At 66.4% G+C, this 15,053-nt stretch carries 13 protein-coding genes and 1 pseudogene; 11 read left to right on the forward strand and 3 right to left on the reverse strand.

Going from position 1 to position 15,053, the window contains the following annotated elements; genetic code table 11:
- Positions 1–76 precede the first annotated feature (76 nt).
- From yajC to secF, 3 genes are all read left to right on the forward strand, one after another.
- The gene (gene yajC, locus BO1_RS02135) at positions 77–406 is read left to right on the forward strand and encodes a preprotein translocase subunit YajC (protein WP_028216134.1); all 330 of its coding nucleotides are present in this window, start codon (positions 77–79) and stop codon (positions 404–406) included.
- Positions 407–555: 149 nt separating this feature from the next.
- The gene (gene secD, locus BO1_RS02140; protein ID WP_028216135.1) at positions 556–2,607 is read left to right on the forward strand and encodes a protein translocase subunit SecD; all 2,052 of its coding nucleotides are present in this window, start codon (positions 556–558) and stop codon (positions 2,605–2,607) included.
- Positions 2,608–2,622: 15 nt separating this feature from the next.
- A complete protein-coding gene (gene secF / locus BO1_RS02145; RefSeq protein ID WP_028216136.1) occupies positions 2,623–3,573 on the forward strand; it encodes a protein translocase subunit SecF in 951 nt (316 codons plus the stop codon).
- Positions 3,574–3,684: 111 nt separating this feature from the next.
- On the opposite strand, the gene BO1_RS02150 is transcribed toward secF, so the two are convergent.
- Complete coding sequence (locus tag BO1_RS02150) at positions 3,685–4,254, reverse strand: YceI family protein (protein WP_028216137.1); 570 nt, start codon at positions 4,252–4,254, stop codon at positions 3,685–3,687.
- Positions 4,255–4,356: 102 nt separating this feature from the next.
- Positions 4,357–4,941, reverse strand: a complete 585-nt coding sequence (locus BO1_RS02155) for a YceI family protein (RefSeq protein ID WP_043283549.1) — start codon at positions 4,939–4,941, stop codon at positions 4,357–4,359.
- 488 nt (positions 4,942–5,429) lie between these two features.
- On the opposite strand from BO1_RS02155, the pseudogene BO1_RS60920 reads away from it, so the two are divergent.
- The 8 genes and pseudogenes from BO1_RS60920 to BO1_RS49365 form a co-directional block, all read left to right on the forward strand.
- Positions 5,430–6,146, forward strand: a pseudogene (locus tag BO1_RS60920) (paraquat-inducible protein A); the annotation flags it as partial.
- Between the two features lie 349 nt (positions 6,147–6,495).
- Entirely contained in the window at positions 6,496–7,158 is a 663-nt protein-coding gene (locus BO1_RS02165; RefSeq protein WP_028216139.1) for a paraquat-inducible protein A, read from the forward strand.
- Positions 7,151–8,803: a PqiB family protein gene (locus tag BO1_RS02170; protein WP_028216140.1), complete on the forward strand. Its 1,653-nt coding sequence runs from the start codon at positions 7,151–7,153 to the stop codon at positions 8,801–8,803. Before BO1_RS02165 ends, BO1_RS02170 begins: the two co-directional genes overlap by 8 nt.
- The gene (locus BO1_RS49360; RefSeq protein WP_052409339.1) at positions 8,800–9,525 is read left to right on the forward strand and encodes a PqiC family protein; all 726 of its coding nucleotides are present in this window, start codon (positions 8,800–8,802) and stop codon (positions 9,523–9,525) included. Before BO1_RS02170 ends, BO1_RS49360 begins: the two co-directional genes overlap by 4 nt.
- A gap of 245 nt (positions 9,526–9,770) precedes the next feature.
- Entirely contained in the window at positions 9,771–11,957 is a 2,187-nt protein-coding gene (locus BO1_RS02180) for a site-specific recombinase (protein ID WP_028216141.1), read from the forward strand.
- Positions 11,958–12,153: 196 nt separating this feature from the next.
- Positions 12,154–12,432, forward strand: a complete 279-nt coding sequence (locus BO1_RS02185; protein ID WP_028216142.1) for a type II toxin-antitoxin system RelE/ParE family toxin — start codon at positions 12,154–12,156, stop codon at positions 12,430–12,432.
- 10 nt (positions 12,433–12,442) lie between these two features.
- Entirely contained in the window at positions 12,443–12,730 is a 288-nt protein-coding gene (locus BO1_RS02190; RefSeq protein ID WP_028216143.1) for a HigA family addiction module antitoxin, read from the forward strand.
- A gap of 60 nt (positions 12,731–12,790) precedes the next feature.
- Positions 12,791–14,125, forward strand: a complete 1,335-nt coding sequence (locus tag BO1_RS49365; protein ID WP_043283551.1) for a THUMP domain-containing class I SAM-dependent RNA methyltransferase — start codon at positions 12,791–12,793, stop codon at positions 14,123–14,125.
- Between the two features lie 75 nt (positions 14,126–14,200).
- Here BO1_RS49365 and BO1_RS49370 read toward each other — a convergent pair whose 3' ends face one another.
- Complete coding sequence (locus BO1_RS49370) at positions 14,201–14,995, reverse strand: glycosyltransferase family 2 protein (RefSeq protein WP_043283553.1); 795 nt, start codon at positions 14,993–14,995, stop codon at positions 14,201–14,203.
- Positions 14,996–15,053 lie beyond the last annotated feature (58 nt).

Below are 15,053 nucleotides of genomic sequence, written 5' to 3' on the forward strand. Positions count from 1 at the left end.
TGCCGGTGGTAGAATAATCGGCTCGCTTTTTGATCGTATCTTTGATCGTAGTGATCGTATAAACGGAGAGACCAACGTGTCGTTTATTTCCAATGCCTTCGCCCAAGGCTCCGCAGTCGGTGGCGCAGAATCGAGCCTGATGAGCTTCCTGCCGCTCATTCTGATGTTCGCCGTGCTGTACTTCATCATGATTCGTCCGCAGATGAAGCGCCAGAAGGAACACCGCAACATGCTCGCCGCCATGGCCAAGGGCGACGAAGTCATCACGAGCGGCGGCATCGTCGGCAAGGTGACCAAGGTCAGCGAAGCCTACGTGGGCGTCGAAATCTCGGACGGCACGGAAATCACCGTGCAGAAGTCGGCGGTCTCGACCATCCTGCCGAAGGGCACGATCAAATCGCTGTAAGCCTCCAGCGATCACTCCAGGCCGCCGCACCAATGCGCGGCCTTGCGCGTCCGGCCCCGCCACTGCATCGCCCGCGAAGGGCATCATGAAGGCTCGGTCGGACGCACGCACATCGTGCAGGCCATTCCCCTCCCCCGTTGGGCCAACCAATGAACCGTTACCCCCTCTGGAAATATGTCGTGATGCTGGTGGCGCTCGCCATCGGCCTCTTGTACACATTGCCCAATTTCTTCGGCGAAGCGCCGGCGGTCCAGGTATCGAGCGGTAAAGCCACCGTCAAGCTGGACTCGAGCACGCTCGCGCAGATCGAAGCCGCGGTCGCCGCTAACAACATCAAGGCCGACGACGTCACGTTCGATAATTCGACGCTGAACGCAAACATCCGCGTGCGCGTCGCCGACACGGACACGCAACTGCGCCTGAAAGACGTGCTCACGAAGGCGCTGAACCCCGACCCGAGCGATCCGAGCTACGTGGTCGCGCTGAACCTGCAAAGCGCCTCGCCCCGCTGGCTGACGGCGCTGCACGCGCTGCCGATGTACCTCGGTCTGGACCTGCGCGGCGGCGTGCACTTCCTGCTGCAGGTCGACATGAACGGCGCGCTCAACAAGAAGCTCGACTCCGACGCTTCGGACGCGCGCACGATCCTGCGCGACAAGTACATCCGAGACGGCGGTGTGAACCGCGTCGACCAGAGCGTCGTCGTCAATTTCGCCGATCCGGCGGTGGCTGAGCAAGCGCGCAAGGTGCTCTCGGGCACCGGCGGCGTGAGCGAGCTCAACTGGGCCACGCAGAACGCGCCTGAAGGCGGCGTGCAGCTCGTCGGTACGTTCACGCCGGCGGTCAAGACAGCCGTTCAGGAAGCCGCGCTCAAGCAGAACATCCAGACGCTGCACAACCGTGTGAACGAGCTGGGTGTGTCCGAGCCCGTGATCCAGCAGCAAGGCAGCGACCGGATCGTGGTTGAACTGCCGGGCGTGCAGGACACCGCGAAGGCGAAGGACATCATCGGCCGCACGGCCACGCTCGAAGCGCGTCTCGCCGACCCGCTGGGCCTGCATCCGGACCCGAACGCGCCGGTGCCGCCGGAAGACGAGCTCTTCACGCAAGGCAACGTCGGGCCCGTGCTGCTGCGCAAGCAGGTGATCTTCACGGGCGACCGCATCATCGACGCATCCGCTGGCTTCGACGAGCACAACCGTCCGTCGGTCAATATCCGCCTCGACTCGGCGGGCGGACGCGCGGTGCGCGCCGTCTCGCGCGACAACATCGGCAAGCCGATGGCGATGGTGCTGTTCGAGAAGGGCAAGGGCGAAGTGCTCACGGTGGCCACAATCCAGTCGGAGCTCGGCGACCGCTTCCAGATCACGGGCCAGCCCACGCCGCAGGCCGCCGCCGACCTCGCGCTGCTCCTGCGCGCAGGCTCGCTCGCGGCGCCGATGGACATCATCGAGGAACGCACGGTCGGCCCGAGCCTCGGCGCGGACAACATCCGCAAGGGCTTCGACTCGGTGGTCTACGGTTTTGCCGCGATTGCCGTGTTCATGGTCTGCTACTACGTGCTGTTCGGCCTGGTCTCGATGATCGGCCTCTCGGTGAACCTGCTGCTGCTCATCGCCGTGCTCTCGATGCTGCAGGCCACGCTCACGCTGCCAGGCATTGCCGCTATCGCGCTCGCGCTCGGTATGGCGATCGATGCGAACGTGCTCATCAACGAGCGCGTGCGTGAAGAGCTGCGCCACGGCGCGCCTCCGCAACTGGCCATCCAGAACGGCTACGCGCACGCCTGGGCAACGATCGTCGACTCGAACGTGACCACGCTCATCGCCGGTCTCGCCCTGCTCGCGTTTGGCTCGGGACCGGTGCGCGGCTTCGCGATCGTGCACTGCATCGGCATTCTGACCTCGATGTTCTCGGCCGTGTTCTTCTCGCGCGGTCTCGTGAATCTCTGGTACGGCGGCAAGAAGAAGCTCAAGTCGCTGGCCGTGGGTCAGGTGTGGCGTCCGGAACCCGAAATGGGCACGGACACGGCCGGTACGCCGGCACTGGGCTCAGCCGACGCCGGCACCGACACGGGCCGCGCCATCGCGCAATCCACCAAGCCGCGCGAAACCGCGAAGGCCGGCGCCAAGGGTGCCGCGCGCGCCAAGCCCACGGTGCGTCGGCGCAACAGCCCCGACAACACGGGCTCGTCCCGCTGATACGGAGTCAAGAACATGGAATTTTTCCGCATCCGCAAAGACATCCCGTTCATGAAGCACGCGTTGATCTTCAACGCGATTTCCTTCATTACGTTCCTCGCGGCGGTGTTCTTCCTGTTTCACCGCGGCCTGCACCTGTCGATCGAATTCACGGGCGGCACGGTGATCGAAGTGCAGTACCCGCAGGCGGTCCCGCTCGAACCGGTGCGCGATTCGCTCGCGAAGATCGGCTATGGCGACGCCCAGGTGCAGAACTTCGGCACCTCGCGTGACGTGCTGATCCGCCTGCCGATCAAGCAAGGCCTGTCCTCGGCGCAGCAGAGCGATCAGGTGATGTCCACGCTCAAGGCCGACAATGCGCAGGTGCAGTTGCAGCGCGTGGAGTTCGTCGGTCCGCAGGTCGGCAAGGAGCTCGCCACCGACGGCCTGCTCGCGCTCGCCTGCGTGGTGGCGGGCATCATCATCTACCTGTCGTTCCGCTTCGAGTGGAAGTACGCCGTGGCCGGCGTGATCGCCAACCTGCACGACGTGGTGATCATTCTGGGCTTCTTCGCGTTCTTCCAGTGGGAGTTCTCGCTCTCCGTGCTCGCGGCGGTGCTCGCGGTGCTCGGCTACTCGGTGAACGAGTCGGTCGTTATCTTCGACCGGATTCGCGAGACCTTCCGGCGCGAGCGCAAGATGAGCGTCGTGGAAGTCATCAACCACGCGATCACGCGCACAATGTCGCGAACCATCATCACCCACGGCTGTACGGAAATGATGGTGCTCTCGATGTTCTTCTTCGGCGGCCCGACGCTGCACTATTTCGCGCTCGCGCTGACGGTGGGTATTCTGTTCGGTATCTACTCGTCGGTGTTCGTCGCGGCGTCGATCTCGATGTGGCTCGGCGTCAAGCGCGAGGACCTCATCAAGGACAAGAAGGACAAGTACGATCCGAACGATCCGAACGCGGGCGCCCAGGTTTAATCAGCGCTGCGTTCCATCGAATGGAAAAAGCCGGTTCTCGCGAACCGGCTTTTTTTTCGCGTGGGCATACTGGCGCAAACGCTCACGCACCGCTTGAGGGCTGACACCGGCTTACTGCTTGATGCCTTCGGCCTGAATGTGCAACGTGGTCTTCATCTTGAAGCCGTATTTCTTGCCCGAGTCCATGCCGTAGTCGTCGCGATTGAGCTCTGCTTCAGCTTCCACGCCGCACACCTCGCGCTTGAGCACCGGGTGCTGCATGCACTTGAACGATTCGATCTCGAGCTTGAGCGGGCGCGTCACGCCGTGCAGCGTGAAGGTGCCGATCACTTCCTTGGGCTTGTCGCCGTCGAAGACGATCTGCGTGCCCTTGTAGGTGGCGGTTGGGTATTTCGCCACGTCGAAGAAGTCGTCGCCCTGTAGATGCTTGTCGAGTTGCGGATTGCCGGTCTGCACCGAGGCCGTGTCGACCGTCACGTCGACGGTGCCGGTCTTGGCCGCCCGGTCGAGCGTGACCGTGCCCGAGGATTTCGTGAACTTGCCGCGCCAGATCGACAGGCCGCCGAAGTGATCGGCCTCGAAGCTCGGAAAGGTGTGGTTCGGGTCGAGCTGGTAGGTATCCGCGGCATGCGCCAGCGACGCGGCGAGCGACACCGCTGCGGCCCCGGCGGCCATCAACACGAATCTGTTCAAGTACGCCTCCTTTGTGTTCAGTGCGCAAGCGCTACGTGGCCAATCTCCGGCAACGCCGTGAGAGAACCGCGCCGCCGCACGCGTTGTCCACTACTTGTGCGCGACGACGATGTGAAACTTGATCAGCACTTCGTCCGCGACGGTCGAGGTGTCCTTCCACTCGCCCGTGCCGATGCCGAACGCGAGCCGATGAATGGGCAGCGTGCCGTCGAAGGTCTGCGTCGCGCCCTGCTGGGTGAGCACGACCGGCGCCACGACCTGCTCGGTATGCCCCTTGATCGTGAGGTTGCCGCTCACGCTGTACTGGCTCGGGCCGGTCGACGCGATCGACGTGGCAACGAACGTTGCCTGCGGATACGCCTTGGCGTCGAACCATTCGGGGCCACGCACCGAGTCGTTATAGCTTGCGTCGCCAAGGTCGTAGCTACCGGTATCGACCGTCAGGCGCGCCGTGCCCGCCGCCGGCTTCGCCGGGTCGAAGTTGATCTGTGCGTCGAACTTCGTGAAGCTGCCCTCCACGGGCACGCTCATTTGCCGCGAGATCGCCACGAGCGTACTCTTGCCCGCGTCCATTTGCGCCCAGGCTGCGCTGCTCGCCGCCCAAATCACCGGCGCCGCGAGCGCGGCCCGCACGAGCGCCGCCCCCACCCTGGCCACGCGCGCCCGGCTTCTCATCAAACGCGCCAGTCCCGCCAATGCTTCCATGCTTTTCCCCAACCCGGGCGTTGGGAACCTCCGCTAATCGCACCCGCCGCCCGCGCGGACCCTGAGGAGGGATGGCCGGTCACTCGGCCGCTCAGAAGGAAAGATAACCTGGTGGCGTGCAGGCGAACAGAATGCAAACATCCGGCACCAGGGCAAAGCGCGGTGCGCCCGCGGCGGCGCAACACCGGCGCGCGGCAATGCCCGCCGTGCAAAGCCGGCCCGCCAGTCTGCGCTGGCGCACGATGGCTGCGCGGGTGGCATACGCAGGTGCAGCAAACGTGGCACACTCCCACGCCGTTCGGGCGGCCAAAGCGGCCGTCCCATCGAACGCGCGGCTCGCCGCGCCCCGTTGACGAAGGAAACGCGTGCTACCGGGCCGTTTGGTAACATGGTCGCCAACGCCGCTGCGTCGCCAGCACCTTTCGTTCCGTTCACGTCGTTTTGCGTCTTCTGCCCGCATGGCCCAGGACAATCTGATCGCGTGTCACGAATGCGACGCGCTCTACCAAAAGCCTCGCCTGCTCGGGCGACAGAGCGCGCGCTGCACGCGCTGCGGCGCAACGCTCTATAACAGCGCTTCGTCGCAGCTCGACCGCATCTGCGCGATCACCATCGCCGCGCTCGTCACGTTCGTCATCGCGCAGTCGTTCCCGATCATCGAACTCGATGCCAACGGCATTATCTCGCAGTCGAGTCTGTTCGGCGCGCTCGTGGTGCTGTGGAACGAGGGCATGGAAATCGTCGCGGTGATGGTTTTTTTTGCCACCATCCTCTGCCCGCTCACTGAACTGGTCGCGCTGCTCTATGTGCTGCTGCCGATCCGGCGCGGCTACATTCCACCGGGCTTCAACCTCGTGCTGCGCACGATCCAGTTCGTGCGGCCCTGGGGCATGCTCGAAGTCTTCATGCTGGGTGTGCTCATCACCATCGTGAAGATGGTGAGCCTCGCACGCGTGATTCCGGAGACCGCGCTGTTTGCATTCGGTGCGCTCACACTCATGATCACCGTGGTCCTGACCTTCGACGCGCGCACGCTATGGGACGTGGCCGACGCCCTGCGCGAAAGCGCGCTCGCCGCGCGCCGCGGCGGCGCGGGTCCGGCGGGCAGCGGGACGGGTTCGGGTGGGCCAGGCGGTCCGGGCAGCCTTGACGGTTCGGGCGGCCCGCGCGGTCTGGGCGGCTTGGGCGGTGCCGCCGCACATGGGCTCTCCCGGGACGCAAGCGACATGAGCGGCACCGGAGTGCCCGGGGCGACCTCGGACCAGGGCGGACTCGCTATCGACCCCGTCGGCGCGCTCGACCCGGGCGTGCCCGCCGTACTCGCCGGGGACGCGCGCGAAGCGAGCGACGCAGCCAGCGGCACCGATCCATCATCCCGGGAAGACACACCTCGCCCCCCCGACGCGATCGGCCCGCTCGCCAGCCCCGAGATCCACGACCCCGCCGCGCCGAAGGGGCACGGCGGCGGCGCGAACGCGCCTGGCTGGACCCCGCAATGAACGCGCAGCGCACCGAGGCATCACGATGAAATTCACCACTGCCACCGACGCAGGCCTCGTCTCCTGCCACGCCTGCGGCCACGTGCAACCACGCGCGCGCCCGGGCGGGCACGCACGCTGCGCGCGCTGCGACTCGCCGATGCACGAGCGCCGCCCAGACAGCCTCACGCGCACGTGGGCGCTGCTCTTCGCCGCCGCGATCCTGTACATCCCCGCGAATCTGCTGCCGGTGATGCACACGACCTCGCTCGTCGGCGAGGAGGACGACACCATCATGAGCGGCGTCGCCTACTTCTGGACCTCGGGCGACGCCCCCCTCGCGGTGATCGTCTTCATCGCGAGCATTCTCGTGCCCATGCTCAAGCTCTCGGTGCTCGCCCTGCTCTGCATCACGGCGCAGCGCCGCTCCACGTGGCGCCCGGTCGAGCGCACGAAGCTTTATCGGCTCGTCGAGTTCATCGGCCGCTGGTCGATGCTGGACGTGTTCGTTGTCACGCTGACTGTCGCGCTGGTACGCTTCCAGTCGCTTGCGGTGATTACGGCGGGGCCCGGCGCGATCGCGTTCGGCTCGGTCGTGATCCTGACGATGATCGCGTCGATGCAGTTCGATCCCCGCCTCATCTGGGATCCGGTGGACGAAGACAAACAGCAACCCTCGCAACACTCTCAGGATCGCCCCAATGAATAGTCCGAAAGGACCGAACCCGCCCTCAGGCGGCGCGCCTTCTGGCGGTGGCTCGCTACCGCCCGACCTGCCCGAACCGGACATCGTCAAGCCGAGGCGCTGGCTCCCTTCGCTCGTCTGGATCGTGCCGCTCGTCGCGGCGCTGATCGGCGTTGCACTCGTGGTGAAGTCCGTGGCCTCGCGCGGCCCGACCATCACGATCAGCTTCATGACCGCCGAAGGGCTCGAACCCGGCAAGACCAAGGTCAAGTACAAGGACGTCGATATCGGCTCGGTGCGCGCCATCAAGCTCTCGCCGAATCTCTCGCGCGTGCTCGTGACCGTGGAGCTCACCAAGGACGCCGAGAACTTCGCCAAGAAGGACAGCCATTTCTGGGTCGTGCGCGCGCGCATCGGCGCGAGCGGCGTCTCGGGCCTCGGCACGCTGCTCTCGGGCTCGTATATCGGCGCCGACGCGGGCCGTTCGAACGAAACCGCAACCGACTTCGTCGGGCTGGAAACGCCGCCGGCCGTGACCATCGACGAAAAGGGCCACCGCTACACACTGCATAGCGACAATCTGGGTTCGCTCGACATCGGCACGCCCATCTTCTATCGCCGCATCCAGGTGGGCCAGGTGACGGGCTACTCGCTCGACAAGGACGGCAACGGCGTCACGGTGCAAGTGTTCGTGAGCGCGCCCTACGACCAGTACGTGGGCACCAACACGCGCTGGTGGCACGCGAGCGGCGTGAACGTGCAGCTCGATTCGAGCGGCATCAAGGTCAACACGCAGTCGCTCGCGACCGTGGTGGTGGGCGGCCTCGCGTTCGAGGCGCCGCCGGGCCAGGCCATGGGTCCGCAGGCGCCCGACAACTCGACCTTCACGCTCGCGTCCGACGAGACCGATGCAATGCGCGAGCCGGACGGCGCGCCAGTGCGCGTGGTGATGTACTTCAACCAGTCGCTGCGCGGCCTCTCGGTGGGCGCGCCGATCGACTTCCGCGGCATCGTGCTCGGCCAGGTGACCGACATCGGCATCGAGTACGACCCGAAGGAGCACAACTTCACGATGCCGGTGGCGATGAACCTGTATCCGCAGCGCCTCTCGCGCCGCATCCACGGCGAAGCGCCCGCACCGCATACGGCGCAAAGCCAGGAGCTCGTCAAGCGCCTCGTCGAGCGCGGACTGCGCGGCCAGTTGCGCACCGGCAACCTGATCACGGGCCAGCTCTATGTCGCGCTCGACATCTTCCCGAAGGCGCCGCCCGCGAAGGTGGACCTCGACCACGACCCCATGGAGCTGCCGACGATTCCGAACTCGCTCGAGGAATTGCAGCTGCAGGTCGCCGACATCGCGAAGAAGCTCGACAAGATTCCGTTCGACCAGATCGGCAACAATCTGAACGACTCGCTGAAGAACGCGAACCAGTTGTTCGGCAAGGTCAACGACGAGATCCTCCCGCAGATGCGCGGCACGCTCGACCAGGCGCAGAAGACCTTCAACGCGGCGCAGTCCACGCTGCAGCAGGATTCGCCGATGCAAACGGACGTGCACCAGGCGCTGCAGGAGCTCACGCGCACGCTGCAGTCCCTCAACGCGCTCTCGGACTATCTGGAGCGCCATCCCGAATCGCTGCTGCGCGGCAAATCAGGAGACAAGCCATGACGTTTCGCCGGCTCCCCCTGCGGCTCCCGGCAGCCTTTGCGGCGCTCGCCCTTGTGGCGGCGCTCGCGGGCTGCGCCTCGCCCGGCAGCCGTTTCTACACGCTGAGCCCCACCGACGATGCCGCGCGCGCAAGCGTCGCGTCGACCACGGGCAACCCGGCGCTGCTCGTTGCGCTGGCGCCGGTCGACGTGCCGCCGCAAGTCGCGAAGTTACAGTTCGTCGTGCAGAACGACGCCACCCAGGTCAAGGTGCTCGAGCAGGAGCGCTGGGCTTCGCTGCCCGGCGACGAGATCCGCCGCGCGCTCTCGGGCGACCTCACGCAGCAGCTCAACACCATCGACGTGTATGGCTCGCCGCATCCCGAAGGCGTGCCGGTGTACCGCGTGAGCGTGCAAGTGCAGCGCTTCGAATCGTGGCCGGGCTCGCACGCCCTCATCGACGCGGTCTGGAGTGTGCGCTCGCTCGATTCGCAGGCGGTCATGACCTGCCGCAGCGTGCTCAATGAGCCCGTCGGCGACGGCTATGACGCGCTCGTGGTCGGCCACCGTCGCGCGGTGGCGGCGCTCTCGCAGGCCATCGCAAGCGGCGTGCGCACGCTCGCCGCCGCACCGCAGGCGAGCGCGCCGCCCGCCACGAAGAACGGCACAAAAAACGTGCACATGAAGCCGGTGACCAACCTGGCCTGCCCGCAGGCCATGCCTGCCGCCGCTAAGGCGGGCTGACACTCCGGAAAGCGACGTCTCGACGAACGCGGTGCGCACTGCGCGCCGCGTTCAGATCTCGTGCCGGGTGCGCCTCAATCACCTTCCGCGCTGGCGCCTCCGCAGCGCCAAAGCACCGGCCGCCGATGCAGGCGAGCAGAGGCGCCCTGCAGATGATCCCGGAGCCGATGTCGCTGGCCAACCACCTCCTCCCGCTTCAGCGGGTTAGTTCAATGCCGCTTTACCCTACTGCCTGACGTTTTTGTATGTTTCGTTCGTTCACGACGCTCTGGAAAAAATGGCGCGCTTCGCGCAGCGCGGTTCGTCAGCTCGACGCGCTGCTGGCCACCGCCGACGCCGACGCGCCCTACGCGGAGCGCAGCGACTGGCTGATCGAGCTCGCGCACTGGATCCACCGGCGCGGCAAGCTCGACGCCGACGCCACGTCCTCCGCCACGGCGCCGGATGCTCCGCTGCGCGCGCCGCCCGAGCACGCGCGCGTGCGCTACCTGCTGCACGTGCTGGACCGCAATCCGGCATGGAAGGCCAACGTGGGCGCAATGGTGCGTAAGCTCCTGCGCGAGAGTGACAGCATCACGCTGCTCTGCGACGCGGGCATGCCGGTCCACTCGGGCCTGTTCGGCGCGCTCATCGGCCGCGTGCAGGCACAGCTGATCCCGCCGGCGCCGAATCGACGTGACCTCGCGGCACTCGTCACGCTGATGTTCCCCGCCACCCACGATCCCGAGTGGATCGCGACGCTGCCGCGCGACCTGCTCGCGCGCCTGCAGGCCCTGATCGCCGAGGCCGGTGCAGCGCAAGCTGGCGCCGCCGCCGAACCCACCAGCGTATCCGCGAGCAGTCTCACCGATGGCGGCGCGCCAGGCACGCGCGCCGCTGCGCCCGCGGCGCTGCCCAACGAGTTCTCGCTCGACCTGCTCACGGCGCTGCACAACCTGACCTGCCAGATCAGCTCGACGGGCCTCTCGCCCACGGTGCGCAGCCGCCTGTCCAGCGAGGACGCGCGTGTGGCCGTCGAAAAGCTGTCGTTCTTCCGCCTCACCCGCGCGATGCTCGCGGTGGAGAACGCGCGCGATGCGGGCGAGCCCGCGCGCCTGCTGCAAGAAGTGACGTGGCTGCGCCTCTTGCTCGACGATTGCCGCAAGGCCACCGACGACGTCTTCGCGCACCTCTACCGCCACGGCGTGCGCGTGGACACGGTGTTCCAGGTCTTGCGCATGCGCATGCGCATCGTGCGCGCGGAGCGCCTGCTCGACGCGTGGATGGCCGCCGACGATCCCTCGACGCAGGCGCGCCTCGTCGCCGAGCTCGTGCAGGCGAACCAGAAGAGCCAGAGCGTGGCGTACCTCATGCGCAGCAACTTCGCGCTGCTCTCGCGCAAGGTGGTGGAGCTTTCCGCCGATACGGGCGAGCACTACATCGCCCGCGACCGCGCCGAGTACCTCACCATGCTGCGCATGGCGGCGGGCGGCGGCCTCGTCACGGCGGTCACGGTCTACGTGAAATTCGGCGTTACGGGCGCGCACCTGCCCTCGATGATCGAAGGGCTTTTCGCGGGCATCAACTACGCACTGAGCTTCCTTGTCATGCACTTCTGCCACTTTTCGCTCGCGACCAAGCAGCCCGCGATGACGGCGCCCACCCTCGCCCGCGAGCTCGACGGCGCCAACGAAAGCGCGGGGCGCGCGCGCTTCGTGTCGTCGGTGGTGGCGCTGATCCGCACCCAGGCCGCCGCCGTGCTCGGCAACGTGCTGCTCGTGTTTCCGGCCTGCCTCGCGATCCAGCTCGTGTGCGGCTGGCTCTTTCACACGAACCTGATCACGGCGGCGAAAGCGCACGCCACGCTCCAATCGTTCTCGCTCATCGGCCCGACGCCGTTCTATGCCGCGCTGACGGGCGTGCTGCTGTGGGCGTCGAGCCTGTTCGCGGGCTGGGCCGACAACTGGTTCGTGCTGCACCGTGTCGAGGACGCGCTCGCGTGGAACCGGCGCCTGCGCATGACGCTGGGTGCCGCGGGCGCGGCGCGCCTCGCGCACTTCTGCCGCACGAACGTGGCGGGCGTGTGGGGCAACCTCGTGCTGGGCATGTTGCTCGGTCTCGTGCCGGCAATCATCTCGGCCGTCGCGTTCCACTTCGAGGTGCGGCACGTGACGCTCTCATCGGGCTCGATCGGCGTCGCGCTCGGCGTGCTCGGCACGGCTACGCTCAAGAGCGGCGAGCTCTGGTGGGCCGTGGCGGGCGTGGCAAGCATGGCCGTGCTCAACGTGACGGTGAGTTTCGCGCTCGCGCTGCACATGGCACTGCGCTCGCGCGACCTCGGGCGCAAGGATGTTCGCCCGCTCATGCGCGCGTTCTGGCGGCGCGTGACGCGCCATCCGATCGATCTCGTGTGGCCGATCCGGCGCAGCAAGTTGCGCGAAGACAACGATTGACACCACCGGTTTCATACTTCGTTCGGCCAACGATGCCGCAAATTTGACGCCATCCCAAAAGCGTACAAAGCCGTAGTGCCAGGCTTGAGGGACGCTCACACCCCGCTCATTCGCGGGGCGTCCCTCACCCCTTTCTACACCGCGACATGCCACCACAGGCCACTGCAGCGTGTAGTCACATAGGCTACAGCTCATCATGATCAAAACCTTTCGGCACAAAGGTCTTGCATCGTTTTTTCTGGAAGGCAGCAAAAGCAGAATTCTCGCGCATCATGCGGGCCGGCTGCGCATCCTGCTCGGTGCGCTGGATCAGGCGCGTGGCCCGCAGGACATGAACACGCCGCCCTGGCGATTGCACGCACTGCAAGGCAGTCCTGTCGGGCACTGGGCGGTCTGGGTGAACGGCAATTGGCGTCTCACGTTCACATACGACGGCACCGACGCCGTCCTCGTCGATTACCAGGACCACCTATAAGGGAACGAACATGAGCAGAATGCACAACCCGCCGCATCCGGGCGAAGTGTTGCGGGAGTGGATCCCGCCGGACGTGAACGTGACGCAAGCCGCGCACGCGCTGCAGATCAACCGCGTCACGCTCTCCAATCTGCTCAACGGCAAGGCCGGTGTGACGGCCAATATCGCGCTGCGCCTGTCGGCGTGGCTCGGCACCACACCCGAGCATTGGCTCGGCCTGCAAACCCAGTGGGATCTTTGGCACGCCCGCCAGCAGCCTCGCCCCAGGATCAAGCCGCTCGCCCGCCAAGCCGCCTGAAGGCCGCTTTCGCCAACCCGCGTACAATAGCGCCTTCCCCGCAGCGTCACCACTTTCCTCATGTCTTTCGATTTCTTTGCTCCCTGCCCGCGCGGCCTCGAAGCCCCGCTCGCCGCCGAACTGGCTGAAACCGCGCAGCGGCGCCTGCCGCCCGGCGCGCTCCAGGTCGGCGCCGAAGTGCCCGGCGGCGTGCATTTTCGCGGCAACTGGGCCGGCGGCATGGCCGCAAACCTGCACTCGCGCATCGCGAGCCGCGTGCTCCTGAAGATCGCCCAGCGGCCCTATCGCGGCGAACAGGACATTTATGCGCTCGCGCGCGAGCAACAGTGGGAAAAGTGGTTCTCGCCGAACGAGACGATCCGCATCGACATCACCGCGATCAAATCGCCGCTGCGCAGCCTCGAATTCGCCACCCTGCGCGTGAAAGACGCGATCTGCGACCGCATGCGCGACAAGGCCGGCGCGCGTCCGAGCGTCGATACCGCGTACCCCGACGTGCGCGTGTTCGCCTTCCTCACCGCGAACGACTGCACGCTCTATCTCGACACCTCGGGCGAGCCGCTCTTCAAGCGCGGCTGGCGCCTGGACAAGGGCGCCGCGCCCCTGCGTGAGAATCTCGCCGCCGGCATCCTGCGCCTCACGGGCTGGACGCCCGAGATGCCGCTCTACGACCCGATGTGCGGCAGCGGCACGTTTCTCGCGGAAGCCACGCAGGTCGCGCTCGATATCGCGCCGGGCCTCACGCGCAGCTTCGGCTTCGAGCGTCTGAAGCAGGCCGATACCGCCGCCTGGCGCCATCTGAAAAGCGAGGCGAATACGGCGCGCAACACGGCCATGAGCCGCGCGACGGAGCTGCGCATCTTCGGCAGCGACATTTCCGACGTCATGCTCGAGAAGGCGCGCGCCAACTTCGCGCGCGCGGGCCTCGGCAACGTGCCGCTCAAGCAGCTCGATGCGCGCAACATGACGCCGCCCGCCGAGGGCAACGGGATCCTCGTGGCGAATCCGCCGTACGGCGAGCGTATTGAAGTGCGCGGACGCAATGCGCGCGGCGAGGCCCGCGCGCCCCGCGAGATGCGCGATGACTACGAGGCGCAGGAAGCTTTCCGCCGCGTCCATACCGACGCCCCCGACGCCGAGTTCTTCCAGGCGCTCGGCGACGCGCTCAAGCAGCGCTTCACCGGCTGGCGCGCGTTCTTCCTCACCTCGGACCGCAAGCTGCCAGGCCAGTTGCGCCTGCGTGAAGCCGCCAAGACGCCGCTCTTCAATGGCGCGCTCGAATGCCGTCTGTTCCGCTTCGACCTGATCGCCGGCAGCGTGCGCCAGCGTCCCGCGAATGCCAGCCCGGACGCTGCGGCGGCCAAAGGCCCCGGCAGCGCCGACAACAACGGCTGATCGTGACCGCAGCCCATGCGCCGCAGTGCGCGTGGGCCGCTCATGGCGGCGCGGCCCCTACGCCGCGCACCGCGTTCAGACGCGCGCAGGCCCGACGGCCTCGCCGCCCGGCTCGACGGGCAGCGGATATCCTTCGTACTCCGGAAAGAGCCTGGGCAGCAGGAAAACCGGCAGCGAATGGCGCGAAAAGCAGCGCGAGGTCGAAGCCGGATGGATCAGATGCAGGCAGCTCGCCTGCGTGTCCTCGGCAGCGAGCACTTTCTGGCCCACCTCCACCACACGGCGGATGAAGCTCTCGTCTTCGCCCAGATCGACGTCGTCGAAGCGCGCGAGGTCGAAGAGCGCTTTGCGGTACACGTAGGCAAAGCCGTAGAAGAGGATGAAATCGGCACCAATCTGCATCTTCTCGTGGAACGTCACCGTGCTCACTTCCTTGCCCTTGAGCACATAGTGCAGGCCGACGCGCGCGTTCAGGTCCATGTAGCCCAAAAACTGCGTATGTGGCGCGTACATCCAGAATGTCGAAAGCTTCATGAACTGCGCGCCGCTCTCGCGCAATAGCCGCACCATGCCCGAGAGATAGTGCGCGGCGTAGTGGTCGTCGTCGTCGAAGTGGGCGATCAGCTCGCCGCGCGACTCGCCCACGAGGAAATTGCGCTTCGCGCCAATCGACATGCGCGTTTTCGACCAGTAGTAGCGCACGCGCGGGTCGGTGTCGGCCAGTTGGCGCATGAAGGCGCTGGGCTGCGGGCTGTCGTCGAGCACGAGCCACTCCCAGTCGACTTGCTGACGCGCCACGCAACGGGCGATCGCGGGCAGGAAAACCTCGCGATTAGCCGTGGGCGTGATGATGGAGATGTTTGGAGACATGTGCTGAGGACGAGTCGAACGGTCTCGCCCATTACAGCAGAAACGTGTCCGCAACTCT

Origin of the sequence: Paraburkholderia oxyphila NBRC 105797 (assembly GCF_000685075.1) — a bacterium.
In the GTDB taxonomy this organism is placed as follows: Bacteria; Pseudomonadota; Gammaproteobacteria; order Burkholderiales; family Burkholderiaceae; genus Paraburkholderia; species Paraburkholderia oxyphila.